The organism is Treponema sp. B152 (assembly GCF_024181665.1).
Lineage (GTDB): Bacteria > Spirochaetota > Spirochaetia > Treponematales > Treponemataceae > Treponema_B > Treponema_B denticola.
Window position 1 is genome coordinate 1,590,500 of the sequence record NZ_CP058668.1, and the last position, 25,436, is coordinate 1,615,935.

Genomic DNA, 25,436 nt, shown 5'->3' on the forward strand with positions numbered 1-25,436 from the left:
CGGGAATTGATAGTACCCTGTCATTAAAGTGTGTAGTCGGTAATTAAACCGATTACACATTTTTTTTGCGAAGAACCGCATGCCATATTTTACCGGTTGGGCTATTCCAAAAAATCCATACGTATAATACTCATCTTCATAATCCCATCTCCATCCTTTGCAAGGAATCGATGCATTCCGCGGATACCGGGATTTTTCATGTCATCCAAGGATATATCCCTTGAGAGAGAATTTTTCTATATCATCAAAAACAATAAATTTAATCCTGCTAAAGTTTTACTACAAATGTTTTAAAACTTTGTCCCTCATGCAAAACGGGTAGCACAAAAACATCGGAGTTAAAAAATGTTTTTATGTTTTCATTTGTAATAAGCAAATCAATGCTGCCGAACAAAAAGTGGCCTTCCGAAAGCAATAAGCCCTTATCGGCAATGATCAGCATATTTTGTATGTGATGAGAATTTATGATTATTGTAGTTTTATTTTGGCGTGAAAGTTTTTTTAACGTTTTTAATACCCGGCCTTGATTATAAAAATCCAAATTGGATTCCGGCTCATCAAGAATCAAAATACGGGGCTTACAAACAAGAGCCTTTGCAATGTAGGCAAGCTGTAATTCTCCTCCGCTTATTTCATTACAAAAACGATTTTTTAAGAAGGCTATATCGAGTTCTTCCATAACGGCAAGGGATGCCTCATAATCTTTTTTTGACGGAGAAGCAAAGTACCCGTTTACGGAACTTCTTCCGAACGAAACAAAATCAAGGACCGTGTACGAAAAAGAAGGCACCTTTGCCTGAGGAACATAGCCTAAAAAGTTTGTCCGTTTTTCTAAAGGTTTTCCCATGATTAAAGAACACCCTGATGACCATGTAAGAATTCCCGCAAGACATTTTATAAAGGTGGTTTTTCCGATGCCGTTGCGTCCCATAACGGCAAGGATTTCACCCTCCTTTAAATAAAAAGAAACCGATTTAAAGACCGATTTTTTATTCTTGTAACTAAAAGATACATTTTTAACATCTATCATTCTTCATTCATTCCTTGTTTTTTAAAAATCCACAATAGAGCAAAAAGGGGAGCACCCAATAGGGCTGTGATAATTCCTATGGGTACTTCCGCAGCACTTACCGAACGGGCAAGATCATCGCAGATAAGCATAAAAAAAGCCCCGGACAATCCTGAAAGCGGAATGACATAACCATGATTAGCACCTATTATTTTCCGTGTAAAATGAGGAATAACTAAACCTACCCAGCCTATAATACCGCTTACCGTTACTGAAGATGAAATTAAAATTGTTGAAGCGATGATGATTGTTTTACGCAAGCGGAAAGGATTTATTCCGCTTGTTTTTGCCTCATCATCACCTAATGAAGCAATGTTTAATTTCCAGCGTAATAAAAATAAAACGAATGTACCCAGCACAAACGGAATAAAAATAAATTGAATATTCCGATAGGAACTTGAAGTAAAGCTGCCCATAAGCCAAAAGGTTATTGCAGGAAGGGTATCGTTCGGGTCAGCCGTAAATTTAAGGATCGAAATAAAGGATATAAACAATGAAGAAACGATAATACCGCTTAAAATTATCGACAACACGGATACATCTTTTTTGATTTTACAAAGAGCAAATACCAACAAGATACTTCCTAAACCTGCCAGGAAAGAAAGGCCGAAAACTCCTGCAACGGTTTTTCCGAACACAATAATGCCCAAAGCTGAACCAAACCCAGAAGCGGATGCCGTTCCCAAAACATCGGGACTTGCAAGCGGATTTTTCAGTACTGCCTGTAGACCTGTTCCCGCCATTGCAAGCGAAGAACCTACAATCATTGACAATAAGATACGGGGAATGCGGATGTCAAATAAAATATGCCGTTTCAAATCGATGGTTTCAATACGTTTATCTCCTATACAAATTGCATATATATCCTTGAAATCTATATTAAAACGTCCAATTAAACACGAAAAAAGGGCAGCAGTTATTATCATTAAAATAAGGACAATAACCGCCTGCCTATATTTAAGACCATGATCTTCCATTTTATTTTACGGGAGAAAGCATTTCATCAATGACCGCATCCGCAAGCTCCGTATCATAAACTTCTTTATAATAGGTTTTTATTTTTTTCTTAAATTCAAACTCACTATATTTTTCGGGTGCTATCTTTGTGAGCATCCATAAGGGCATTAGAGGCGAATCGGCACAAGGCATTCCCCAGCTAAAAGTGCCTTGCGGAATATCAAAAACTTTTTTATCTTTTACAGCCTTTATAAACGACCAATTCCTTGTATCCGTATTTTCTAAAATCATTTTTGCACTCGTATTGTTTTTACCGATTCTGATACTGTTTATAAAAATAATATCCGGATTCCACTCATTTATTTGCTCCATTGACACTTCAACCTGTCCTGCACCCTCGGCAAAACCGTCAAGTTCCGCAACATTTTCAATACCGGCCTTGCGTAAAAAATTTCCGCCGTAACTTTTATTTCCGCTTACCATAATTTTACCGCCGACAGTGCTGAAAATAAATAGCCCGCGTATGTTTTTTCCGTCTTTTAAAGTTGCCGAAAGAATTTCATTTGTTTTCTTCCATTGCTTTTCCATTTTATTGCCGTTATCGGTTTTAAAAATATCAGCTATCATTTTTTCCCATTTTTGCGTAAGGCTTTCACTATCCATGTCATTGATTTGCATATTAACCATAGGGATGCTTAAATTATCTAGGCCTTTTTTTTCAAATTCTCCGTAATAGAGAATAATCGTAGGTTCCAAGGCAGCAAGGCTTTCGGCATTAACGGAAAAATCATTGTTCAAAAAAGAGCTGTTTAAGTTTTTAGCATTCGGATTTACTGCCGCTAAAACTTTAGGATTTGAGGTTGAAAAAGTTCTCGGGTTTACACCTGCAACCGAATCCTTTAAGCCGGGAAAGGTTTGAAGCATTGAATAAACCGGCGGCGATAAGTTTACAATTATTACCTCGCCTTGCTTCTTTACATGAACCGTTTCCGTTTTATCCTTTGTTCCTCCGGCAAAAATACCGGCAGCCAAAACGGTATAGAAAACCGTCAACATAATTTTTTTATTCATATATACCTCCATGTATATGCAATTAAAAATGATGCTCAATCATTTCATTTGCCCTTATTAAAAATTGTTCTATTATGTGTCGTTTATCGGCATTAAGTGAAGATAAAAAATCAAAAAAGGCTTTGTCGTGTTCATCATGATACTGTTCATGAGCCTTAGCTGCTGCAAGACCTTTTTCGGTTAAAAAAAGTTTTTTAATTTTTTTATCCTTTTCACAATCTTCTTTTTTTATAAGATTCCGCTTCTCAAGTTTTAAAAGCGTTTTATGAATGACCGCCCGTGTTATTCCCATACTGCGTGCAATTTCGGAACTGAAAATACCGGGACTGTCCCCTATTTTTTTTATAATGTGAATTTCGCCTCGGTAAAAGTTCATGTCTTCTCCTTCAAAATTAAGGATTTTAGATTTACCGTTTGCTATTTTTTCTACAAGTGAAATATAAAGATCAATAAGGTTTTCGGTATTTTTCAATTTAGATTACTCCTTACATTTTTGATAAATAAAAAGAGGATAAAGATCATCGGCAGTTTTTTTTATTAAGCTGAAACCGACTTTTTGTAAAACGGCATCTAAATTTATATCTTTCTTTATAGGCCGCCCTGCTTTTAAATTTCCTAATAACCACCGTTTTTCAAATACGAGTCTTCGGCCTTTTTCGGCAAAAGAAGTATCGTAAACAAAAAGAAAGCCGTCTTTTTGCGTTGCCGTATATATTTTTTCTGCAAGGCTTTCAAGAGCATTTCCGGCAAAAGGAAAGATGCCGGAAGCGATTATTAAATCGTAATCATTCCGTATGTCGTCTTTTAGAAAATCGCCTTCTATTATTTTAACCGTATTTTTTAAGGAAATCTGTTTTATGTAATCATAGGCAATTTTTGCAACAACGGGACTTTCAAATAAGGTATAGGAAGCACAGGGGTATTGCTTCGCAATTACACCGAGCATGGCACCGGCTCCTCCGCCAAGGTCAAGTACGTTTTTAGGTCCTTTTTTACATGATGAGTTTACGGCGGCCAGCAAGGTTTGTTTTCTAAAAGTTAGAATTTCTTGGATATTAATTTGTGCCATTTCCGCAAAATCAAAAAACTTATTTTGAGAGAGCTTTTCAGTATTTTTTTCTTGATTAGAATCTATAAGTTCTTTTATGTTTACAAGGGCGGATAGTTTTTTCCTAAAAAGTAAAACTTCTCCTATGTATTCGGAACTTTTTTTAGATAAAAACCGAGCACTTTCTTCTGCAGGGAAAAACACTCTTCCTTCTTTGTATAAAAGCCCCTCGCCTAGCAAAACGTTCAAAAAATACTGCAAGGCAGTGCTGTTACAGCCGAGAACTTCGGAAAGAACTTCTACGGTTTTACCTCCCTCCAGCTTGGTGTAAATATCCAATTCTAGTGCCGAAAAGAAAATCTGAGCATCAAGTAGTGTATCCAATTTTGAATAAAATTTTAACGCCGTATTTTGTATGCCTAGCATACAACCAGTATAGCAAGTTTTAGTGTTTTTGTCAAGTTTTCAGATAAATTTTTATCAATAACCATTTTTTTTTCATTTCCTATTGACAGAAAAAATAAATAATGTTATCCTGTGCAAACTTAGCTATGGCTAACATCTTTCTTTTATAAGAAATATGGTTAAAACTTTTGTTTTGGAGGTTTTTATGAAAAACAAATTATTTATTATTTTGGGTTTCCTTTGTATGAGTACCCTGCTGTTTGCAGGAGGAAGCAAGGAAGGCAGTACGAAACAGGAAAAAGGCCGTGAAATGTACGGCTATATGGTTCCTGCATCCGTTCCTCAAAGGACTGCTGTAGGACAGGTTGTTCTATTACAGATGCTTGACATGCTTGATGTCGATATAGTTGCAAGACCTTCGACAAAACGGGAAATAAGTGCAAGGTATAAGGATAAAACGGAAATCGGTATGCCGATGCGCGTTGATCTTGAAAAGCTTAAGGAAGTAAACCCCGACTTTTATTTGGCAACCGGTGATAGGGGTGCACCTATTGCAGAACAATTAAAGGCTTTAAATATCCCTGCGGAGTTTTTGCAGACTACAACCTACACCGACATTTTAAATTCGATGAAGTACTTAGGTGAGGTTTACAACAAGCAAAAAGAAGCCGCAGCTTATGTAAAAGAAGTCGAAGATGTGGTTGCAAAGGTTAAAGCTGCCAATAAAAATAAAAAACCTCTTAAAGTTTTAATTATTGCGGGTTTTCCCAACAGTATGAGTATACATACGGAAGGTTCTTTTGTCGGCAGTTTAATAAAGGTCTTAGGTGCGGAAAATATCTGGAAGGACAATACGGTAAAAAATACTACGGTTCCTATGAATCTGGAGCTGGTAAAGGCTTCCAATCCCGATATTATTTTGCTTACCAGCCACGGTGATGCAAAAGATACTGCAAAAATGTACGAAAAAGAATTTCAAAGTGATTTTTGGCAAAAAATTGATGCCGTTAAAAATAAGAGATATTATAGTTTGGATACCCGAATATTCTTTATTGCAGGGTCCCCTTATATACCGGAAGCTCTGGAAACTTTAGGCAACTACTTTTATGGAAGTAAGTAGATGGTAATACAGGTGAAAAAAGCAGGTGTTTTTATTGTTTTATCTCTATTACTTATAGTTTTGTTTTTTTCATCTGTTGCATCGGGTTCGCTCAAATTTTCATTTGCACAAATTTGGGCGGCCCTGTGCGGCAGAGGGGAGCAGCTCGTTACCGATGTAATCTTTAATTTAAGGCTTCCGCGTGTCCTTGTTGCCCTTGTCGTCGGAATGAATCTTGCATCTGCCGGAGCTTTGATGCAGGCGGTTATGCAAAATCCTTTGGCGGATCCCGGTATTATCGGCGTTTCTGCAGGAGCCAGTGTCGCCGGGGTTATATTGATGCTCGCTCTTCCTCAGTATGCATACTTGGTACCGCCTGCGGCTTTTGTCGGGGCGATATTTGCAGCCTTTTTAATATATCTTTTAGCATGGAAAGACGGGTTTACTCCCGTACGAATTATTCTATCGGGAGTTGCAATCAATGCTCTTTTGGGAAGCCTTACCGGTTTGGTTACCATTTTATTTAGCGACAGGCTTCAGGGTGCGTTGATGTGGCTTAACGGAAGTTTGTCAGGAAAAACGTGGCGACATTTTCAAGTGCTTATTGTATACAGTATTCCGGCCCTGATACTTGCTCTTCTTTGTATTAGGGCAGCGAATGTCTTATTGCTGGGAGATGAAAAAGCAAAAAGTCTTGGGGTAAGTGTCAACCGCTGCCGTGTATTTCTTTCGATTATCGGGGCTTTTTTGGCAGGGATATCGACTTCGACTGTCGGAATCATCGGTTTTATAGGTTTGGTTATCCCCCATATCATGAGGATGCTGGTCGGCTCGGATTATAAGAGTCTATTACCGTTTTCAATGTTCAGCGGAGCAGTTTTGCTGCTCGGAGCGGATACTTTTGCCCGTACTATTGCTTCACCGATTGAATTGCCTGTAGGAATTGTAATGTCGATATTCGGAGCACCGTTTTTTCTGTACCTTTTGAGAAGTTCCGGTAAAAGGAAATAAGGAGGAACTTTTGTTATGACAGCTGTTTCTGCAAAAGACATTTCGTTAAGATACGATAAAAAAGATGTAGTAAAAAGTTTTTCTGCGGATTTTACGCAAGGAAAAATTATTTCGATAATAGGGCCTAACGGCTCCGGAAAATCAACCATTTTACGCAGTTTTGCCCGCCTTTTAAATACTGCATGCGGCCAAATATCCCTTTTCGATACCGATATCGCAACAGTATCAAAAAAGGAATTTGCAAAACGATTGGCAATTTTATTGCAGCACAATATCTCGCCCGAAGATATTACGGTAAAAAATCTGATATACTTCGGCAGATGTCCGCATAAAAAATGGTACCAGCAATTTGAAAAAAGTGATGAAGACATTTTACAACAAGTCCTTATCCAAACGGACTTAGTCGACTTTGCCGAAAAAAAAGTTTGCATGCTTTCAGGCGGCGAAAGACAGCGTGTCTGGCTTGCAATGGCATTGGCACAGCAGCCTCAGGTGCTACTGCTGGATGAGCCTACCACCTATTTGGATATAGGTTATCAGCTGGAACTTTTGGACCTTGTTTACGATTTAAATCGAAACACTAATCTTTCGATTATTATGGTATTGCACGATTTAAATCAGGCAGCACAATATAGCGATGAAATTATCGTATTAAAAGACGGCAAACTCTACAAAAAAGGGACACCGCAAGAAATTTTTACTTCAGAACTTATAAAACAAATTTACGGTATAGACTGTAAAGTTATTTATGACGAAGAGGAACATTTTCCGATCGTATTGCCTAAAAGAAAAGGCAAAATCTAAATCAAAAATCAATTAGGAGAATTATTTATGAAAATTTTATTGACTTATTCAAGTAAAACCGGGAACACCAAGGCTGTAGCAGAAGCCGTATTAAAAACTCTTCCTCAGGGAACCGATTTTTTTGCAGTGAGCGAAGTTAAAGACGTAAACAATTATGATGCGGTCATTGTAGGTTTTTGGATCGATAAAGGCCTTCCAAATGAAGAAGCATTAAATTTTATGGAAACGATTAAAAACAAAAAAACGGGCTATTTCTTTACATTGGGAGCCTATCCCGATTCTCCCCATGCGGAAGATTGCCATAAAAGCGCAAAAGATCTTTTAACAAAAAACGGAAATGAAGTGCTTGCAGGATTCGGCTGTCAAGGAAAAATAGATCCGGCTCTTACCGAAATGTTTAAATCCTTACCTAAAGATCATCCGCACTACATGAATGAAGAAAGAAGAAAACGCCATGAAGAGGCAGCAAAACATCCTGATAAAAAAGATTTTGAAAATGCAAAAAAAGCATTTGAAAATTTCGGAAGATAATTAAAATCTGCCGGTTAAAATTAACATAAGGAGCATTCTATAAATGACTGCAGAAGATATTTTAAATTGTTCATTTAAAGACCGCAAAAAATCTCATCACGATGCAGGAATGGGTTCCATGAAATATTCAAAAGGAATGAGGTCTTTGGAAAAAGCCCTTTCAGAACCCAATACACAAAACGGGAAAAAATCCATTTACATCCACGTACCCTATTGTAAAAAAATTTGCAACTTTTGCAGCATGAGGCGGACAATAAACCCGGTACCGGATGACTACGCCGCCCTTGTGATAAGGCAGATTGAAAATTACGGTAAGACGGAATATGTAAAAACCTCAAACATAAATTCGGTTTATTTCGGAGGCGGAACACCTACAACCCTGCCTGCAAAACAGCTTGCCGAAATACTTAAAGCTCTTCAAAAAAATTTTAACATAGCAAAAGATGCCGAAATTTCGATGGAGACTACCGTTTCTGAATTGGATGACGAAAAGCTTAAAATTCTTTTTGAAAACGGTTTAAACAGAATAAGTGCCGGTATTCAAACCTTTAATGATGAAGGACGAAAAACATTGGGCAGAATCGGAAACGGCGAAAATGCGGAAAATTTTTTGAGACGAGCTTTTAAAACCGGCTTTAAAAATGTCAACATCGATATTATTTATAATTATCCCGGTGAAACAAAGGAAATATTAAAGGAGGACTTACATAAGGCCTTTGCCTTAGATATTGCAGGTTTTTCTTTTTACTCTCTCATCGTAATGGATACTTCCAAGATAGGCCGCAGTGTCGATAAAGAAGAATATGCCGAAAAAACGCTTCATCAGGATGCAGAGTTCTTTTTGACCATTTTAGAAGAAAGCCGAAAAGCAGGTTACGATTTTTTAGAGATAACAAAACTTGTAAAACCCGGCAGAGACAACTACGAATATATCAGAAGCGGGCACCTAGGCGGCGATATTTTTCCTGTAGGAGCCGGAGCAGGAGGCTTCGTAAATAATACGGCCGTAATGAATCCCCTCGACAAAGAAAAATTTGCGGATCAAATTAACGGCTTTGATAAAACTTCGGGCATGTGGATAAGCGAAGATTACCGCAGAATAAAAAGATTTTCAGGACAGCTTCAAGAAGGATTGTTGGATTTAAGTTTTTTGACAAAAGAAGAGTCGGATAAAATCTATGATATGCTTACCGGATTGGAAAAAGAGACTTTGATCAAAAAAGATGAAGGCTCTAAAAATTATAAATTTACCGACAAGGGCTTTTTTTGGGGCAATAGTCTTGCAGCCGAACTTGGAAAAAGCATTTTTTAATAACAAAAAGAATTAAAGAAGAAAGCGGCATAAAGGCAATTCCCCCACCCTCTTGCCGTTTTGCCGTTTTTTTTGTATCTTATACCCACGATAATTACTAAATTAATATAGATTCTTAAGGAGAACTAAAATGGCTAAACAATTATTGTTTAATGAAGAGGCTAGAAAAAGCCTTCTCGCCGGTGTTGAACAAATTTCAAATGCAGTAAAGGTTACACTCGGCCCCAAGGGACGGAATGTTCTTATCGACAAGAGTTTCGGTGCCCCTACAGTTACAAAAGACGGTGTATCCGTAGCACGCGAAGTTGAACTTGAAAACAAATTTGAAAATATGGGTGCCCAGCTTTTAAAAGAAGTTGCAACAAAAACAAATGATGTTGCGGGTGACGGAACCACAACAGCTACCGTTCTTGCATACTCCATGGTAAAAGAAGGCTTAAAGGCCGTAGCTGCCGGAATGACTCCGCTTGAATTAAAACGCGGTATCGACAAGGCTGTAGCTATTGCCGTTGAAGATATTCAAAAAAATTCGAAAGAAATTAAGGGCTCGGAAGAAGTTGCCCACGTAGCATCCGTTTCTGCAAACAATGATGCGGAAATCGGTAAAATCATCGCCGACGCCATTGCCAAGGTAGGAAAGGACGGCGTTATCGATGTAGGCGAAGCCCAGACAATGGAAACCGTTACAGACTATGTAGAAGGTATGCAGTTCGATAGGGGATATATTTCTTCTTACTTTGTAACCGACAGAGACAGAATGGAAACCGTTTTTGAAAATCCCTACATTCTTATCTACGATAAATCAATTTCAACAATGAAGGACCTTCTCCCCCTCTTGGAGCAGGTAGCCCAGTCAGGCCGCCCTCTTTTAATCATCGCAGAAGATGTTGAAGGCGAGGCCCTCGCAACCTTGGTTGTAAACAGCCTCCGAGGTGCATTAAAGACATGTGCAGTTAAGGCCCCCGGTTTCGGCGACAGAAGAAAGGAAATGCTTGAAGACATAGCCGTTTTAACGGGCGGACAGGTTGTTTCGGAAGAATTAGGCTTTAAGCTTGAAGCAGCTCAAATTTCAATGCTGGGACAGGCAAAGAGCATAAAAATCGATAAAGACAACACTATGATTATCGATGGAGCCGGAAAATCAAAGGACATTAAAGACAGAGTTACCCAGATCAAGGCCCAGCTTGATGCAACCGATTCGGAGTACGACAGCGAAAAACTAAGAGAAAGATTGGCTAAGCTTTCAGGCGGCGTTGCCGTTATCAAGATCGGTGCCGTAACCGAAGTTGAAATGAAAGAGAAAAAGCACAGAGTTGAAGATGCTCTTTCGGCAACAAGAGCCGCTATCGAAGAAGGTATCGTTGCAGGAGGCGGTCTTGCAATGATTCAGGCCATTGCAGCCTTAGAAAAGGCCGATATGAGCTCTCTTACAGAGGACGAAAAAGTAGGCTTTAAGATCGTAAAACGAGCCCTCGAAGAACCGATCCGCCAAATTGCAGAAAATGCCGGTTTGGACGGAGCAGTTATTGCAGAAAAGGCTAAGGAAAAGAAGGGCGTAGGCTTCGATGCCGCTAAAATGGAATGGACGGATATGGTAAAAGCCGGTATCATCGACCCTGCCAAGGTTACCCGTTCCGCATTGCAGAACGCAGCTTCAATTGCAAGCCTATTGCTGACAACCGAATGTGCAATTACGGACATCCCTGAAAAACAGGCAGGTCCTGCAATGCCATCACCCGACATGGGCGGCATGGGAATGTATTAAAAGCTTAAGTAAACCGTATGCGGGAATGTACTAAATCTTTAGATTGCCGTATGCGGGCATGTATTAAAAGCTTAAGTTTACCGTATGCGCAGGCATGTATTAAACTTTTAGCTTACCGTATATAAGAAAATGAAGACCGTTATGATGTTTAACATAACGGTCTTTTTTTATATTCTTGTAAAATCATAAAAATTACCTTGCTATTTTTTTAAATATATATTACAATGCTTTTATGAGTGATGATATAATTTCAGAATTAGGGATAAATGCATCAAGCAAAGATACTGTTGAACTTGATTCTCTTACATTGGAAGCCTTAAAGAAAGGCCCTATAGATATATTTGATAATGTATACCTCGGTGAAACAAGACCGCATTCTCTTATCCTTTGTATAGATGTACGCGGCTTTAGCGATTTTATGTGTAATAACGAAGAAACGGTTGTTTTCGGTCTAATTAAATCTTTTACATCCAACTTCCTTTCCTGCCTTAATCAGTTTGGTTATAATTGTTCTTATTATAAACTGCTTGGAGACGGAGCCTTAGTTATATGGGATAAGTTGGATGGGGTTGCAATAAAAGAAGCCGTTACGGTTTTTACCACATATGTAGAATTTACAAGAGAAGAACTATTTAAACCCTACGGAAATCTGGCAATAGGAGGAGCTTTAGTCCTAGATAAGGTATACAAATATGAAATTTCGGCAGAAGCATCTCAATTAAAATATAGAGATTATGTAGGTTACGGCATCAATCTTGCATGCCGCCTTCAAAACCTTGCAGCAGGCGGAGAACTTATCGTAAGTAAAAAATTGGTTGACATCGGTGCAATATATGCAACAAAAAATACAAACCCTGAAGTAATGAAAAAACTCAGAGCCCTTAAAGGAGTTAAACCTGAAGACAGGGAAGCTATCTTTTTGTACAAGGATATAAATCCGAAAATTATTTCGATATTTAAAGTTTTAAGCTTAGATTTCTAAATTAGGACTTGACATAAATGTATATTTTTTATATACTCAAAGCTCTTACGGCGGTATAGCTCAGTTGGCAGAGCAAACGGCTCATATCCGTTAGGTCATAGGTTCAAGCCCTATTGCCGCTAGCTAAATTTAAAGGCACTCATTTGAGTGCCTTTTTTGTTTCCTAATTTTTAAAAACGCTAAAATCTTTCTATTTTTGAGACCAGAAAAGCATCTGCAAGAACTAAATAACACATTGCTTCGACAACCGGGACTATGCGAGGGAAAAGACAGATGTCGTGATTTCCTCCGACAGAAAGCATACATTTCTCCCCTCTTTTGTTAAAGGAGGATTGGTTCATTTTTATTGAAGGAACGGGCTTTACGGCAATTCTAAAATCTATTTGACAAGTGTTCTCATCTTTTCTTCCATTCTCATGGTTTAAATTTAAGGGATAGTCCATATTACAGGAAATACCGCCCAAAATACCGCCAGAATAATTTTTTGAAATGTCATTATTCTCGCTGCCTGTAATAGAAGCCGAGTAAAAGCCGCCCCCGATTTCTATCCCCTTAACGGCACCTATAGACATTAAGGCTTGAGACAAGACCGCATCAAGTTTGCCGAAAACAGGAGAACCGAGCCCCTCGGGAACATTTAAAACAGAACAGGATAAAATACAACCGGCCGAATCTCCATTAGAAGCCAAATTGCTTAACCTTTTAAAAATCGGCTCAGGCAGAGCATCATCTTCTTTAAGAGGAAGACCTGTTTTAAGTCCTGCAATTTCTTCGGCTCTTACCTGCACCTCAACGGGCTTTTTACCGATTTTGAAGGCAAAGGTTTCGAGGATTTCTTTTGCAACAGCTCCCCCGATGAGCCGGCCTATCGTCTCCCGTCCGGAAGATCGGCCGCCGCCTCGGTAATCCCTATGCCCGTATTTTACATCATAAGCATAACCGGCATGCCCCGGACGGTAAACATCTTTTAAGTTTTCATAATCCTTGGAGGAGGTTTCTTTATTTCTAACCAGAACGGCAATAGGGGTTCCCAGGGTCCTGCCTTCAAAAACGCCGGATAGAATTTCGCAAATGTCATCTTCATTCCGTCTTGTAGAAAAAGGACCTAAGGAGCCGGGTTTTCTGCGGTTAAGCTCTTTTTGAATATCATCGGCACAAAGGGGAATACCGGCAGGGCATCCGTCAATTACAGCCCCCACCCCTGCACTCCTGCTTTCTCCAAAAGTTGTCAAGGTAAAAAAACGCCCAAAAGAATTTGCCCCCATAGATTACTCCTATAAAAACTTTTTGCAGCAAATATCAGAGCCTTTCGGCTCTGTTCTGTAAGGAAATTTTTCATCGTATCCGCTAAAGCGGATAGCGAATCAATTTGCGAAAAAAGTTTTTTCAAGTGTGTGCCGAAAAGCACACACATATAATAATGCGAAGTTTTGTACTCATAAGTGCAAAACTCGGCAGATAAACAGTGAAGCTGAATTTCTGCTGAACTGTTTATCATACCTCCAAGTTTCAAAACTGCTTAATCTTTTTCGAATATAAGCTCATTTATCACGTGTTCTTTTTTTAAGCCTTTTTTTTCAAACTTTGTTGTAGGCCGCCAGCTTTGACTTGGAGCGAATTTTTCGTATTTGGATTTTAGATTTGGAGTTTCGCTCAACTGCTCAAAGGCATCCTCTGCATAATTTTCCCAATCCGTTACCATGTAAATATAGCCGCCCTTTTTTAATTTTTTTGAAAGCAAATCGGTTCGAGGCCTTCTTACAAGCCGTCTTTTGTGATTCCGCTTTTTTTGCCACGGGTCAGGAAAAAAAATATGAAAGCCGTCAACACATTCATCATTTATCATATTTTCTAAAACTTCAATTGCATCATGTTCGATAATCCGTAAATTATTCAATTTTTTTCCTTCTATTTCACCTAAAAGTTTTCCCACTCCGGCCTTAAAAACTTCTATACCGAGATAGTTTTTATCGGGATTATCCTCGGCAATTTGGGCAGTTGCAGTTCCCATGCCGAACCCGATTTCTATGATTACGGGATTATCGTTTTGAAAAAGAGTTTGAAAGTCGATTGGGCTTTCAGTATATGGAATACACCACTTTTGATAAAAAGCTTCGTAATTTCTTTTTTGGCCTTCGGTCATCCGCCCCGTCCGTAAAACAAAGGTTTTTATAGATCGAAAATGAGACGGTACAGCGGTATTTTGAGTAATTTCAGTACTATTCATCCTTTGATACTAATACAAACTATGGTACTTTGTCAAATAGGCTGTATCGCCTTGGGCATTTTGGGCCATACATTGAATATAACGGGTGTCCGGATATTTTTCGAGCAGGGAAGAAATAGAGTCTTCGAGTTTAGAACCTTCAGGTAAACCTTGAACAAAAAGCGGCTGCTTATCGGCCCCCAAAAGAATAAGAAAAAACGTTTTAAATGTAGAATTCTCGGAAGCTTCAATCCGCCATCGTCCGTCCTGAATCCGAAAGACAAAGGGAATAGATAAAAGCATTTCAGGCTCTTTTAAGGTAAGTTTTTTTATAGTCCTATTTCCCGACAAATCTTCCAGCACAATGGAATATTCTCCTATGGGAATTTGTCCGAACGGCGACGCTATCTTATTGGAACCGGCCCATAGAGTTTTCTCGGAATCCGAAGCTCTAAGCTGTGAGGAAGAAAAAAAGGAAGTATTTTCCCTGTTCAAAACCCATGTAAGCCCCGACTCCAAATGGACCAGCTGTATGGAAGAATAATCGTTACGTCCGTTTTCATCCTTGTACATTAAAAATACGGAAAGCCTTTCTTCAATTGTTCCGGCATCCGTTTCTATCTTTAAAATTTTTACGGAAAGTTCGGGTATCTCAGGCTTATCAAAGGAACATGAAAGTAAAAGAGCTGCAATAAAAAAAAACAAAGTTTTTTTTAGCCATTCTTTTTTTTTGCTTTTGTTCATTGAACCATCCGAATCTTCTTTATGTTAAAACATAAAGGACATATTCATTACGGTAAGATCCGTATCCTCAAAGCGGTTTGCGCTCGATTCAAAGCGGACATTTACCTTTTCACAAGCGTCATTTAAGTAAGAAATATAATACATTCCCAAATTTAAATCTTCGGAACCTTCAGGAAGGGCTCGATAAAAGTCAATTAAAGAATTTTTGTCGACATCTGCCATCTTTAAGTCATTTAAGTTTGCTCTGACGGCATCCGACTGTTCATTTTTACTGTAAAGGGTTATCTGAAGCTTGCCCTGTGTACCTATCGAGGCAACGCCTCCGCTTCCAAGTTTCCATGAAACAAATACCAGCTCTTGTTTTTTTTCAAGTTCGGCAACAAGACGGCGGCGTATTTCCGGATCAAAGAGAGCTTCTTGAGGGTCATCCAATTCAGGAAAAAGAATTAAGGCTTCTTTACGCAAATTCATGTTTTCCGCACTTAGGATCAACTCCATAAGCATCAAGGCTATGTACTCGGCTATCTTCGTTTTATCCATGTATTCGGTAAGGGAAGTCCGTATTGTTTTTAGAATCAGGTCAAAGTCTTTGTGCATCCTAAATTTAGTTATGATAAACCAAGTAAACGGACGCATCATGTTTAGAAATTTTTCGGCCAAAAAAAGCTGAATATTTTTTTCTTCGGGAGATAGAGCATTATTCTTTGTTATAAAAGAAAAAAGAGGTTTAACAATTTCCTGTTTTGCTTCATAAATCATTTCTTCGTTTTGCTGCAATACATTTGCCAAATACTTTTCATTTATGTGGGTTTTTTCATCAATTATACTTGCAGGGTTTTGTCTGTTCCATTTTTTTATAACGGGAGAGTTTAAGATTTGCTTAAAAATATAATCGTCATATTGTTTATATAAAACCGAATATACTATAAGCTTTGAAAGATCCATAACCTCCTGTCGCGAAGAAACGAATTCGGGTTTCGATATTTCAATCTTTGAGATATAATCCGCCAAAAGAAGGCGTTGAATGGTTTCAGGAATAAATTTTTCGAGAGAAATGCCGTATTCTTCGATATTTCCGGCAAGCTTAAATTTAAGGAGTTTCTTATTTCTTTTTATAAAGAATGTAGAACCTTCCTGAGTCAAAATAAGCTTTAATGGAAGGTCCAAAATTCTTTTTTTTTCACTTGCAGCCATAAATCTTCTCTCCCTATATTAAGTACGATCAACTACATCTTTAATTCTAATATAATTTTATGAAAAATTCTATAGGTTAATTAAAGGGATGAAAGTATCGATCGAATTTCCGCGGCTTTTGGATAATTCGGATTTTTATTCAATACGCCTTCCAAAATAAGCTTTGCATCAGCCTTTTTATTCAGGCTTATGTAAAGTTTACCCAGTTCATAATAAGCATCCCAGTTTTTAGTATCAACCTTTATAATCTGTTCATAAACGCTTACGGCATTTTCTTTTAGATCAGCAGAAATATAGGCCGCCGCCAAATTCTGCTTTGCCGTAATATTACGAGGCTGGGTTTTTACGGCATTGGAGTAATGATTAACCGACTTGGTGTAGTCTCCTTTTAAGCCGTATAACTTGCCCAAATTTGTGTTTACTTCAAAATTATTGGGCTCAAGCCTATAGGCTGCCAAAAGGTTATCTTCGGCTTCGCCGAATTTTCCCTCATCCAAGTACATACGCCCCAGATTTATTCTGGGCTTAGCATAGTTTTTATTTGTAGCCGCAGCCTGTGTATAATAATCATAGGCTTCAGATTTTCTTCCGTTTTTTTCCAAAGTTAAACCGTATGTATATAAAACTCTTGCATCAGAAGGCTTGAGCCTATAAGCTTTTTCGGCATTAGACAGGGCTTCGCCGTATTTTTCTAAATCAACCTGTACCGTTGCCAAGTTATAATAAGTTATGGCATCATCCTCTCCCAGAGTGATAGCTTCCTTAAAGTGCCGCTCGGCTAAATTATTTTGTCCCAAATCCGCATAAACTTGGGCCATTTCCCGTAATGCCGGAAGATTGGTCGGTTCATAAGAAATAGCCTTCTTATAGTTTTCTATAGCTTGATCAAATTTCCGTTGGGCTTTGCGTATACGGGCCATTTCCAAAAAGGCTTTTACGTAGTCGGGCTTTATCTTTACGGCTGAAGAAAAAGCGGAAAAAGCTTCATTTTCCAAACCTAATTTTCTGCAAGACATTCCCAAATTAAAAAAAGCATTATCGAATTTGGGATTGGATTTTACGCTTCTTTCAAAGGAAGTCTTTGCTTTTTGATAATGACCTCTTGCGTAATATTTTTTACCGAGTTCATAATTGTATAAATAATTATCGGGATCCAAACTTTGAGCCTTTTCCAACTCTACAAAGGCAACCTGAGGCTGTTTTTGTGCGTCTGCAATTTGAGAATAAACATAATGAGCTCTTGCATTTTGTCCGTCTGCATTTACGGATTTTTTTATGTATGAATCGGCATCCGAAAGAGCTTTCTCTGCATCTCCGGTTCCTTCACGAGCCGAAGCATAGTCGTTTAAAGCAGAAGCCATATCCAAATATTTTTTTGCAGTAAATGAAGTTTCAGAATCGGGCATTTTAGATGAAGCCTTTGAAAAACTACTAAGAGCAGAATTTAGATTTCCGTTTTTTAAGAAATTTACACCTTCTGAAACCAGGCGGTCCACCTCTTCCATTTGAGCTCTGGTCTTTGCATCGGCATTTTGCTTTGCAAGTCTTTCAGCTTCTTGAGCTTTTTGCGCATCTAAAGCAGCCTTCTTTTTGGCTTCTTCTTCGAGCCTCTTTTTTTCTCTTTCTGCATCAGCTGTCTTTTTTGCAGCCTCGTCTTTTGCTCTTTGTTCGGCTGCTAATTTTGCCTTGCGCTCCTGTTCAGCCTTAGCCTTACGCTCTGCTTCTTCTTTGGCTTTACGCTCCTGTTCGGCCTTTGCTTTGCGGTCTGCTTCAGCCTTGGCAGCAGCGATTTTTTTTGCTTCGTCTATCGACGCTTTTTTCTTTGCTTCAGCTTCTTTTAAGGCCTGTTGCTGCTTAATCAATTCTTCTTGCCGTTTTCTTGCTTCTTCAGCCCTTTTTAGAGCCTCTTCAGCCTTTCTTTTCTTTTCTTCTTCGGCAGCCTTTTTTTCCTTTTCGGAAGCAGCGGCAAGATTTTTGTTAATTTCCTCGGCTTTTTTAATGCTTTCCGCCTCTAAAAGCTCTCTCTCTTTTTCGGCTTCTTTTTTGGCCTGTTCAAGCTCAGCTTCTTTTTTAGCTATTTTTTCTTGAAGACGGGCAAGTTCTTCTTTTTCAGCCTCAATTTTAGCAAGGATCTGCGTATCGGCAGCAGCGGAATCAGAGGTCTTGTTTTTTGTAAAAAATAAGATGCCTACAACAACTAAAACGGCTATAAAAATACCCGCTAAAATACCTATTAAGAATTTTTGAAAATCAGTCAAGTTCGTTTTCCTCCGAATAATCTATTGTATTGTCGGCACCGGCCGATAAGGCATCTGCATTGTCAACCGAAGAAAGGTTGGCATTTACATCTTCCATAAGTTTTTTATACCTCGCCTCAGCAGCCAAACGTTCGGCCTCTTCGGCAGCCTTTTTTGCTTCAGCCAAGGCCCTCGCTCTTTCCGCTTCTTCGGCAAGGCCTTCCAAAAGCGATATCATTTTTTCTATTGAAGATCTTTGAAGCGTATCAGGTTTTAAGTTTAAATAAATTTTATAATCTTGTAAAGCACCCTCAAGTTTTTCCAGTTTTATCCGTGTATTGGCCCTGTTTAAAAAAGCCGGAGCATAGAGGCCGTTTGAAGAAATAGCCTCATTATAAGCCGACTCGGAAGCTTCAAACTGATTTTGTAAAAAATAAACATTACCTATATTGTAATAATATAAATGCCCGTTGAGGATATCCTTATCCTTACCTTGAGAAAGATAGGTTAAGGCCTCACTGTACTTCCCTACCCTAAAATAAGCAACACCAAGATAAAGATAAACCGATTTAGGGGTTCCGGCTTCCTGACTAGCCTTAAAAAGAGCCGAAACAGCCTCTTGAGGCTTATCAGCATACAAAAGTTTTTTGCCTTCTTCAAAATAATCTACGGCAAAAAGCAATGAAAAAAAAGATAAAAAAACAGCAAAAAAAATGCTTTTTTTTAATTTTAATCGATAAAAATGTGTTTTCATATTTGACATTCCCTCCTAAAAACTATACCATATAGATATGTCTTCATTAACGATTATTTTAATTGCAGCGATAAGTGCGATCCTTATTTTTCTTATTATTTTTTTGTTAAAATCGGTTCTTTTTCCCAAAAAAAGAGCAAGAATCGAAAAGAACTTAAAATCCGGAAAATACGGAGCCGCAATCAAGGATGCAAAATCAATACTCTCAAAAAATCCCAGAGATTCGGAAGCCCGATACCTTTTGGGCAAGGCCTACCTTGCAGACAAAAAAGCAGATCTAGCCTTTATAGAGTTTAAAACTCTAAACAAGACAGCGGTATTTAACAATCCTGCAACCGAAATCGAATTCAGAACCATTATAGCAGATTTATATTTAAAATTCCAGCAACCGGACGAGGCTTTAAAGGAATTTATGCTTTTAAATAAAAAAGATCCGAAAAATCCCAAGCCTTATTTTCAGGCCGGTCAAATTTATGAAAATAAAAACATGTCGGATCAGGCAATAGCTTATTTTCAAAAAGCTATAGAAGTTGACTCACGCTTTGCAGAAGCCTATGCTTCATTAGGCCTTTTACTTTTTAAAGCAAATCAGATTCCTGAGGCCGAAAAGGCGATTGCCACAGCCTTAAAATTAGCCCCCGATAACAGTGAAACCCTTTATTATCACGGAAGAATCTTAAAAAGCAAAAAAAACTACGCCCAAGCTCTTTCAGCCCTTGAAAAAGCGGCAAGAAAGCAGGAGATAAGAACAAAATGCTTTTTTGAAAGAGGATGCTGCTACTTGGAAACAAACAGCCTTGAAAAGGCCGAATTCGAATTCACTAGGGCGATAAAATCTTCAAAGCAGCCCTCGGCTCCTGAAGTTCTTTATTCGAGATATCTTTTAGCGGAATGTTACGAAAAACAAAGAGACATAGATAAGGCAATAGAGCAATGGGAAGCCATAAGCACAGTCAATCCTAAATTCAGGAACACGGCTCAAAAACTTGCCGAATATTCAGATCTTCGTACCAACGATCATATGAAAGAATATTTAACCCTCATCAAGGAAGATTTTTTCAAAATGTGCAGAGATATTACCGAACAGCACTTCGATTATCCGGTTCAAGCCTTAAAAGAAACAAAGATGGGCTGTACAATACTTGCAGTCGAAAAAGGTTCGGAACAATGGCTTAATACAAGAAAAAAACCTCAGCTTTTGATTTTTTCGAGGGATGGGCACACAATAACGGAATCCTTTTTACGATCCGTACATGAAGAGATGAAAAAACAAGCCGTTGTAACCTCTCACATTATAACATCCGGCACTTTTTCGCCTGATGCGGTAAAGTTTGCAGAAAACAGACCCTTTAACCTTATTGACAGACAAAAGCTTGAAAGAATAGTTGAAAAAGTAAAATTTACATTTTAGGAAACGTACAATGAAAAAAATTCTATGTATTTCGGACCAGATAGACCCTATGATTTACAGCAAAGACATAAAAGAAAAATACGGAGATGTAGATTTTATAATATCGGCAGGAGATTTACCGATCGACTACCTCGACTTTGTACAAACATCCTTAAATAAACCGCTTTATTTTGTTTTTGGAAGCCATCACTTAAAAGCCCTCACTCACTATCATCCCGAAATGGCAGAAAAGACAAAGGATGGAGAGGTAAATATATTTAAAAAGGGAAATACAAAAAAAAGCAATCAGGGAATCTATATAGGTTTTAAAAGCCTTAAGTATGAAAACATGATAATCGCCGGCGTTTCGGGTGCTAAAAAGCACAACGACGGTAAAAATCAATTTACGGAAAAACAAATGAAGCGAAAGCTTTCAAAAATGATTCCGGCATTATTTTTTAATAAGATAAAATACGGGCGCTATTTGGATATCTTAGTAACCCACTGTCCTCCATTGATTGAAGGTGAAAAAGAAGAAAACAAACAAGAATCTTTTGAGTGTTTTACCAAATTTATAAATTTTTTTAAACCTAAATATCTTATACATGGACAGGTTCACATATATGACCCTCAACAATCCCGCAGCACAAGGTATGGAGAAACCGAGATAATTAACGCATACAGCAGACATATTTTGGAGTTACACTAAAATTTACAAATTGTTACCATTATTTTCAAAATAAATCTTGACGATATTCCCTTTAGATGATAGAATTACTACAATGAAAGAAATTGATTCTCTTGATTTTTATGCATTGATTACTCTTTCGGTATTGACTATTTTATTATTATTATTTCTCATAAGAATTACGGCTATAAACAAAAAGAAAGCTAGAGAGGTATCAAGGCCCTTTGTTTTGTTGACATATTCGACCTTAGCCTCTGCGTTTATAATAAGCATAAGTGCTGCAGCCTCGGTATTTTTTAAAAGCTATATGATGTTAAATATAGGATTATCGGTTGTCCTCGTTGTTTTTACTGTCTGTATGGTCTTATCCGAAAAGATATACCTGAAAGATCAAGTAGAAAAAGTAAAAAGAGACAAGGCAAATGCAGATTATATTAAAAAATTACAAAATCTCCCCTCTGAAGAATCTTTACGTGCACGTAAACTTATAAACACAACCCGCCTTTTACTCCAAAAAACTAATGGATTAATCGCAGGAAAAAAAGATATCTCATCCGAAATGTTTCCATATATCACAGAGTCTTTTTTAACGGAGTTATCGGCTGACGGAGCCGTAGTCCTTGCAGTACAAAGTTTTGAAGAGGTCTTGGCTGTAAAGGCCTTGGCCGGAACCTTTCCTCCGCCTTATAAATTACCTGATGACCTTGCACGCAAAGAAGATCACGTATTTTCCAACTTTAAATATGCGCGGTTTGAGATGGGTGAGTCGATATTTACGGAAGTTGCCTCCAAAGGCAAAACCCTCTTTATTAAAGATTGTAAAGGCAGCCCCTTACTTCCTAACAATGGAAACGAAAAATTTTTACAGCACGGAAGCCTAATATTCTTCCCCCTAATGGTCAGCTCTGTTGTAGTTGGAGTGGCGGCCGTATCCCGTAGCCCGGATAAGGTTTCTTTTTCAGAAAATGAAGTCAAAATAGGAGAATACTTATCGGATTTTGCGGCAGAAATGATTAACCTTACTTTAAGTATATCCGAAGCTTCCGAACATGCTGAAATTGAAAATATAACCGATACGGTTGCAAAAATTCAAAAGATTCTTTTACCTAAAAACTTTAAAAAAGTTCCCGGCCTTGAAATAGGAGAATATTTTTTACAGGAGAGAGGTATCTGCAGCGACTATTATGACGTAATTGTTCAACAAAAAAGAGTATTTATCGTTCTTGCAGATGTTGCAGGTAAAAGTATTCAATCTGCAATTATTATGATTATGATTAGGGCAATTCTCTACCTTATAACAAACACCGATCAAAACATGGAATCTATTTTAGACTGGCTCAATAAGGGTATTACCGGCAAGATAGATATAGACCACTTTGCAAGTATTTCTCTTTTATCCTATGAACCCAAGACAAATACAATAGAATTCATAGGGGCAGGTAATCAGGCAATGATGATATGGAACAATGAAAAAAATAAAATCGAATTATTCCAGCAAAAAACGGACCCCATAGGAATAGACGTCCGTTCAACATATAAAAGTATAAAGGTTCCTTTAAAAAAAGGTGATGTAGCAGCACTTTATACGGACGGTATTATCGAAACGCTTAATGCCGCAGGCGAGCAGTATGGAACTACCAGACTCGCACAATTAATAGCCGATAATCATTCCCAAAATTCAAAGGATATCGTAAATAAAATAAAAAACGACATGACTTCGTTTATAGGAAAGGCCCAGACTCATGATGATCGCACTTTGCTGATTATTAAGGCTAGGTAATAGAGAGGTTGTTAAGGAGATTGTTATGGAACTAAAAATCCGAAAAAACAAAGAGGTTTACATTATTGACGTAAGCGGTGAAATGGACCTATACAATTCATACAGACTAAAAGAGCTTGTTATGAAGATGATCGAGCGTCAAATAAAATGTATGATTATAAATCTTGAAGATGTGGACTACATAGACTCTTCAGGAATAGGAGCATTGATTTATATCTGCTCTACCGTAAAAAAGATGAATCTGCGGCTATTTATAACCAATATTCACGGTTCAGTGAAAAAGGTTATAGAACTGACAAAGCTGATGGGCTATTTTCCCATAACGAACAGCTTGGAAGAAGCATTACAAAAAATGGAAAGCTAAAGCGGAGGACAGAAATATGACAGCTATAAAAGAACTTAAAGTTGATGAAAAAATCCCCTTATTCGATAAAACAGGGATGTTATATAAAGAATTTCCTTCTGATTTCAGACAAATCAGATATTTTACACTTTTGATAGTACAATCAGCCCCCTTAGAAATAAAGGGAATCAACCTCTTAGAACAGCAAATCAGCGAGATTATTAAAAATGCGGTAAAACACGGAAACAGATGTAATCCGTCCAAAAAAGTCAAGGTATGGTACGAATTCAGCTCTACCCACGCACATTTAATAGTTGAGGATGAAGGAGAAGGCTTTAAAGAAATCGACAAGTGGAACGAATTCAATAGAAAACGCTTGGAGTGTCTGCATAAGCAGGACTTTGCAAACCTTGGAGCCTATGTTTCTTTTAGAACAGCCCGAAGCGATGAATATGACGGAGGAAACGCCCTCTTTGCGGCCCTCGAATATTGGGACGGAGGTTTTATTTTTAACAAGAAGAAAAACGGCGTTGCGATGTTAAAAAAATATCCTCAAAAGAAACACGGTATTTCGCTGTAAGATTAAATTAAGACTCAAGTTTCGGATATCCATATTTGCTGGCGTGAGCTTTTTCATGTAAAAAACGTTTATCTTCTTCGTGGATGTTTTTTATTGTAAGGCAAAGAGCTCCGCAGCTTTCCCCTGTAGAATTTACATTAAGATTGGGAAGGAAAAAAGAAAATATTGACGAGCATTTAACTTTTCGGCGGCCTAATCCCATTTCCATTTGAGCCGAAATTTGAGCCGCAATTTCTTTAGCCTTTTCCTCAATACAAAAAATAAGTATAAATTCCGCATCAAGATATAAAAGACAGGGACTAAAATCAGGAGCACTATGTTTTATTGCTATATCGTAAAGACGATAGAAAAAAGCATCGGGGATTTTATCCGCATCTAGCTTCATTAAGCCGGAAATCTTGGAGCAAAGGCCAAAAAAGACTTCACTATCTTCATCGTCTACAACCGGAGGATAGGGAAAGCTAAGAGGAAAATCGCTTGAAATACCGGCTTTTAGTTTAAAACCTCCGGAATTCCACAATGAAATTTGACAGGTTTTAAGCTCATCATCATGTTTATAAAATTTATCTGAAAGCTTAAAAACAGTAATCCCCTCTTTTTGTTCGACTCGGCTAAAAAAATAAAGAGGGCGTTTTTTATGATTAAAAAAAACCTTTATATCATCGTTTACTTCAACCTCATCCGCTTTAAAGAAAATATAACCGTCTATAAGTTTATAAGAGGAAGAGTCTATTTTTACAAAGGTATTTTTGCATAAGATACTTAAAAGAGGCTTTTCTCTGACAAAGGTGTCGACAATATATTCATATTCGATTCTATTGAGAGCTTTGTTCATTTTTGTCTCCGATAATATCAAAAGAGTCCAAGTACCATTTCCCATCAATAAAAATAATGTAGACCTCAATAATAATATAAAATATTTTATCTTCTCTCCTGATATTGCATTTAAAAAGAGTCTTTATTTTTTTATCTGCCTTATTTTCAGGTCTGCCGTAAAAAACGGAAACTATGGGTTTAAAAGAATCCAGCCTGTAATTTATAAGATAAGGTAAAAAAGGCTTTTCTTTTGAACAAAGGCCTATATCCGCCTTGTTTTCTTTAAATTGTAAACTTACTTTATCCAAAAAATTCAACACGGATTTTTCAATACCGGTATAGTCCAAAACTCCAAGCCCGTCCAAAGAAGGAAATAAGCCTTCTTCTAAATTTATATCTCCATAGGAGCTCAAATTCTCCGTTTTTATCTCGTCTAAGGTAAAGGGCTCGGCCATAGGAGAAGCTGAGATTATTTCGGATACTGTCCAGTCGATATCCGAAAAATATTTTTTAGCCTCTTCCAGTACTGTGGAAAAGGAGGTTTCTTCCGCACCGCTTTCATTATAAAGACTAAAAAGAAATACAAAACTAAAGATAATCCGGTATTTTTTTAAATTCATATAATATTTATATCACATCTTATACTAACT

The 25,436-nt window shown here is 37.8% G+C and carries 26 protein-coding genes and 1 tRNA gene; 13 read left to right on the top strand and 14 right to left on the bottom strand.

The window, feature by feature from the left end:
- Positions 1-268 precede the first annotated feature (268 nt).
- From HYB91_RS07385 to HYB91_RS07405, 5 genes are read right to left on the bottom strand one after another with little or no spacing between them, the layout of a single operon-like run.
- On the bottom strand, positions 269-1,030 hold the full coding sequence (locus HYB91_RS07385) for an ABC transporter ATP-binding protein (protein ID WP_002677665.1): 762 nt from the start codon (positions 1,028-1,030) through the stop codon (positions 269-271).
- Complete coding sequence (locus HYB91_RS07390) at positions 1,027-2,046, bottom strand: FecCD family ABC transporter permease (protein WP_002677664.1); 1,020 nt, start codon at positions 2,044-2,046, stop codon at positions 1,027-1,029. Before HYB91_RS07390 ends, HYB91_RS07385 begins: the two co-directional genes overlap by 4 nt.
- 1 nt (position 2,047) lies before the next feature.
- Positions 2,048-3,097, bottom strand: coding sequence for an ABC transporter substrate-binding protein (locus tag HYB91_RS07395; protein ID WP_002677663.1), 1,050 nt, complete (start codon positions 3,095-3,097; stop codon positions 2,048-2,050).
- Between the two features lie 22 nt (positions 3,098-3,119).
- Positions 3,120-3,569, bottom strand: a complete 450-nt coding sequence (locus tag HYB91_RS07400; RefSeq protein ID WP_002671707.1) for a MarR family transcriptional regulator — start codon at positions 3,567-3,569, stop codon at positions 3,120-3,122.
- A 6-nt stretch (positions 3,570-3,575) separates the two neighbouring features.
- Positions 3,576-4,571, bottom strand: coding sequence for a methyltransferase (locus HYB91_RS07405; protein WP_002677660.1), 996 nt, complete (start codon positions 4,569-4,571; stop codon positions 3,576-3,578).
- Positions 4,572-4,755: 184 nt separating this feature from the next.
- On the opposite strand from HYB91_RS07405, the gene HYB91_RS07410 reads away from it, so the two are divergent.
- From HYB91_RS07410 to HYB91_RS07445, 8 genes are all read left to right on the top strand, one after another.
- A complete protein-coding gene (locus HYB91_RS07410; protein ID WP_002671710.1) occupies positions 4,756-5,670 on the top strand; it encodes an ABC transporter substrate-binding protein in 915 nt (304 codons plus the stop codon).
- Positions 5,671-6,660: a FecCD family ABC transporter permease gene (locus HYB91_RS07415; RefSeq protein WP_002677656.1), complete on the top strand. Its 990-nt coding sequence runs from the start codon at positions 5,671-5,673 to the stop codon at positions 6,658-6,660.
- A gap of 15 nt (positions 6,661-6,675) precedes the next feature.
- Complete coding sequence (locus HYB91_RS07420; RefSeq protein ID WP_002677654.1) at positions 6,676-7,464, top strand: ABC transporter ATP-binding protein; 789 nt, start codon at positions 6,676-6,678, stop codon at positions 7,462-7,464.
- A gap of 27 nt (positions 7,465-7,491) precedes the next feature.
- Entirely contained in the window at positions 7,492-7,995 is a 504-nt protein-coding gene (locus HYB91_RS07425; RefSeq protein ID WP_002670723.1) for a flavodoxin family protein, read from the top strand.
- A gap of 43 nt (positions 7,996-8,038) precedes the next feature.
- Complete coding sequence (locus tag HYB91_RS07430) at positions 8,039-9,307, top strand: coproporphyrinogen-III oxidase family protein (RefSeq protein WP_253719450.1); 1,269 nt, start codon at positions 8,039-8,041, stop codon at positions 9,305-9,307.
- 130 nt (positions 9,308-9,437) lie between these two features.
- Positions 9,438-11,072, top strand: a complete 1,635-nt coding sequence (gene groL / locus HYB91_RS07435) for a chaperonin GroEL (protein WP_002670719.1) — start codon at positions 9,438-9,440, stop codon at positions 11,070-11,072.
- A gap of 232 nt (positions 11,073-11,304) precedes the next feature.
- Positions 11,305-12,054, top strand: coding sequence for an adenylate/guanylate cyclase domain-containing protein (locus HYB91_RS07440; protein WP_002670717.1), 750 nt, complete (start codon positions 11,305-11,307; stop codon positions 12,052-12,054).
- A 49-nt stretch (positions 12,055-12,103) separates the two neighbouring features.
- A tRNA-Met gene (locus HYB91_RS07445) sits at positions 12,104-12,176 on the top strand.
- A 57-nt stretch (positions 12,177-12,233) separates the two neighbouring features.
- Here the strand turns inward: HYB91_RS07445 and aroC are convergent.
- From aroC to HYB91_RS07480, 7 genes are all read right to left on the bottom strand, one after another.
- Positions 12,234-13,319 (bottom strand): chorismate synthase, encoded by a 1,086-nt coding sequence (aroC, locus tag HYB91_RS07450; protein WP_253703794.1) that lies wholly within the window; start codon positions 13,317-13,319, stop codon positions 12,234-12,236.
- A complete protein-coding gene (locus tag HYB91_RS07455; RefSeq protein WP_002670713.1) occupies positions 13,283-13,552 on the bottom strand; it encodes a hypothetical protein in 270 nt (89 codons plus the stop codon). The genes aroC and HYB91_RS07455 overlap by 37 nt, the downstream gene beginning before the upstream one ends.
- Positions 13,553-13,573: 21 nt before the next feature.
- Positions 13,574-14,281, bottom strand: a complete 708-nt coding sequence (trmB, locus tag HYB91_RS07460) for a tRNA (guanosine(46)-N7)-methyltransferase TrmB (RefSeq protein WP_080612201.1) — start codon at positions 14,279-14,281, stop codon at positions 13,574-13,576.
- Between the two features lie 9 nt (positions 14,282-14,290).
- Positions 14,291-15,004: a hypothetical protein gene (locus tag HYB91_RS07465; protein WP_002677645.1), complete on the bottom strand. Its 714-nt coding sequence runs from the start codon at positions 15,002-15,004 to the stop codon at positions 14,291-14,293.
- Positions 15,005-15,028: 24 nt separating this feature from the next.
- Entirely contained in the window at positions 15,029-16,198 is a 1,170-nt protein-coding gene (locus HYB91_RS07470; RefSeq protein WP_002670701.1) for a DUF8084 family protein, read from the bottom strand.
- Between the two features lie 80 nt (positions 16,199-16,278).
- Complete coding sequence (locus HYB91_RS07475) at positions 16,279-18,456, bottom strand: tetratricopeptide repeat protein (protein WP_253719451.1); 2,178 nt, start codon at positions 18,454-18,456, stop codon at positions 16,279-16,281.
- Positions 18,449-19,189 (bottom strand): tetratricopeptide repeat protein, encoded by a 741-nt coding sequence (locus HYB91_RS07480; RefSeq protein ID WP_010696728.1) that lies wholly within the window; start codon positions 19,187-19,189, stop codon positions 18,449-18,451. The genes HYB91_RS07475 and HYB91_RS07480 overlap by 8 nt, the downstream gene beginning before the upstream one ends.
- 37 nt (positions 19,190-19,226) lie before the next feature.
- Here HYB91_RS07480 and HYB91_RS07485 point away from each other — a divergent pair, with 37 nt between their 5' ends.
- From HYB91_RS07485 to HYB91_RS07505, 5 genes are all read left to right on the top strand, one after another.
- Positions 19,227-20,600 (top strand): tetratricopeptide repeat protein, encoded by a 1,374-nt coding sequence (locus tag HYB91_RS07485; RefSeq protein ID WP_253719452.1) that lies wholly within the window; start codon positions 19,227-19,229, stop codon positions 20,598-20,600.
- A 10-nt stretch (positions 20,601-20,610) separates the two neighbouring features.
- A complete protein-coding gene (locus HYB91_RS07490) occupies positions 20,611-21,288 on the top strand; it encodes a metallophosphoesterase (RefSeq protein ID WP_253682316.1) in 678 nt (225 codons plus the stop codon).
- A gap of 73 nt (positions 21,289-21,361) precedes the next feature.
- On the top strand, positions 21,362-23,047 hold the full coding sequence (locus HYB91_RS07495; RefSeq protein WP_253719453.1) for a PP2C family protein-serine/threonine phosphatase: 1,686 nt from the start codon (positions 21,362-21,364) through the stop codon (positions 23,045-23,047).
- Between the two features lie 25 nt (positions 23,048-23,072).
- A complete protein-coding gene (locus HYB91_RS07500) occupies positions 23,073-23,411 on the top strand; it encodes an anti-sigma factor antagonist (RefSeq protein ID WP_010696721.1) in 339 nt (112 codons plus the stop codon).
- 16 nt (positions 23,412-23,427) lie between these two features.
- The gene (locus HYB91_RS07505) at positions 23,428-23,970 is read left to right on the top strand and encodes an ATP-binding protein (protein ID WP_253719454.1); all 543 of its coding nucleotides are present in this window, start codon (positions 23,428-23,430) and stop codon (positions 23,968-23,970) included.
- Between the two features lie 7 nt (positions 23,971-23,977).
- Here the strand turns inward: HYB91_RS07505 and HYB91_RS07510 are convergent, their stop codons facing one another.
- Together HYB91_RS07510 and HYB91_RS07515 are read right to left on the bottom strand one after the other, a co-directional pair.
- Positions 23,978-24,805, bottom strand: a complete 828-nt coding sequence (locus tag HYB91_RS07510) for a hypothetical protein (RefSeq protein WP_253719455.1) — start codon at positions 24,803-24,805, stop codon at positions 23,978-23,980.
- Entirely contained in the window at positions 24,786-25,406 is a 621-nt protein-coding gene (locus HYB91_RS07515; protein WP_253719456.1) for a hypothetical protein, read from the bottom strand. The genes HYB91_RS07510 and HYB91_RS07515 overlap by 20 nt, the downstream gene beginning before the upstream one ends.
- Positions 25,407-25,436 lie beyond the last annotated feature (30 nt).

Coding starts and splice junctions, on each gene's coding strand:
- HYB91_RS07490 (WP_253682316.1), top strand. CDS start 20,611: ATGAAAAAAATTCTATGTATTTCGGACCAGATAGACCCTATGATTTAC.
- HYB91_RS07470 (WP_002670701.1), bottom strand. CDS start 16,198: ATGGCTGCAAGTGAAAAAAAAAGAATTTTGGACCTTCCATTAAAGCTT.
- groL (WP_002670719.1), top strand. CDS start 9,438: ATGGCTAAACAATTATTGTTTAATGAAGAGGCTAGAAAAAGCCTTCTC.
- HYB91_RS07425 (WP_002670723.1), top strand. CDS start 7,492: ATGAAAATTTTATTGACTTATTCAAGTAAAACCGGGAACACCAAGGCT.
- HYB91_RS07390 (WP_002677664.1), bottom strand. CDS start 2,046: ATGGAAGATCATGGTCTTAAATATAGGCAGGCGGTTATTGTCCTTATT.
- HYB91_RS07410 (WP_002671710.1), top strand. CDS start 4,756: ATGAAAAACAAATTATTTATTATTTTGGGTTTCCTTTGTATGAGTACC.
- HYB91_RS07395 (WP_002677663.1), bottom strand. CDS start 3,097: ATGAATAAAAAAATTATGTTGACGGTTTTCTATACCGTTTTGGCTGCC.
- HYB91_RS07495 (WP_253719453.1), top strand. CDS start 21,362: ATGAAAGAAATTGATTCTCTTGATTTTTATGCATTGATTACTCTTTCG.
- HYB91_RS07420 (WP_002677654.1), top strand. CDS start 6,676: ATGACAGCTGTTTCTGCAAAAGACATTTCGTTAAGATACGATAAAAAA.
- HYB91_RS07480 (WP_010696728.1), bottom strand. CDS start 19,189: ATGAAAACACATTTTTATCGATTAAAATTAAAAAAAAGCATTTTTTTT.
- HYB91_RS07485 (WP_253719452.1), top strand. CDS start 19,227: ATGTCTTCATTAACGATTATTTTAATTGCAGCGATAAGTGCGATCCTT.
- HYB91_RS07405 (WP_002677660.1), bottom strand. CDS start 4,571: ATGCTAGGCATACAAAATACGGCGTTAAAATTTTATTCAAAATTGGAT.
- HYB91_RS07385 (WP_002677665.1), bottom strand. CDS start 1,030: ATGATAGATGTTAAAAATGTATCTTTTAGTTACAAGAATAAAAAATCG.
- HYB91_RS07440 (WP_002670717.1), top strand. CDS start 11,305: ATGAGTGATGATATAATTTCAGAATTAGGGATAAATGCATCAAGCAAA.
- HYB91_RS07505 (WP_253719454.1), top strand. CDS start 23,428: ATGACAGCTATAAAAGAACTTAAAGTTGATGAAAAAATCCCCTTATTC.
- HYB91_RS07415 (WP_002677656.1), top strand. CDS start 5,671: ATGGTAATACAGGTGAAAAAAGCAGGTGTTTTTATTGTTTTATCTCTA.
- HYB91_RS07500 (WP_010696721.1), top strand. CDS start 23,073: ATGGAACTAAAAATCCGAAAAAACAAAGAGGTTTACATTATTGACGTA.
- HYB91_RS07510 (WP_253719455.1), bottom strand. CDS start 24,805: ATGAACAAAGCTCTCAATAGAATCGAATATGAATATATTGTCGACACC.
- HYB91_RS07515 (WP_253719456.1), bottom strand. CDS start 25,406: ATGAATTTAAAAAAATACCGGATTATCTTTAGTTTTGTATTTCTTTTT.
- aroC (WP_253703794.1), bottom strand. CDS start 13,319: ATGGGGGCAAATTCTTTTGGGCGTTTTTTTACCTTGACAACTTTTGGA.
- trmB (WP_080612201.1), bottom strand. CDS start 14,281: ATGAATAGTACTGAAATTACTCAAAATACCGCTGTACCGTCTCATTTT.
- HYB91_RS07430 (WP_253719450.1), top strand. CDS start 8,039: ATGACTGCAGAAGATATTTTAAATTGTTCATTTAAAGACCGCAAAAAA.
- HYB91_RS07455 (WP_002670713.1), bottom strand. CDS start 13,552: ATGATAAACAGTTCAGCAGAAATTCAGCTTCACTGTTTATCTGCCGAG.
- HYB91_RS07465 (WP_002677645.1), bottom strand. CDS start 15,004: ATGAACAAAAGCAAAAAAAAAGAATGGCTAAAAAAAACTTTGTTTTTT.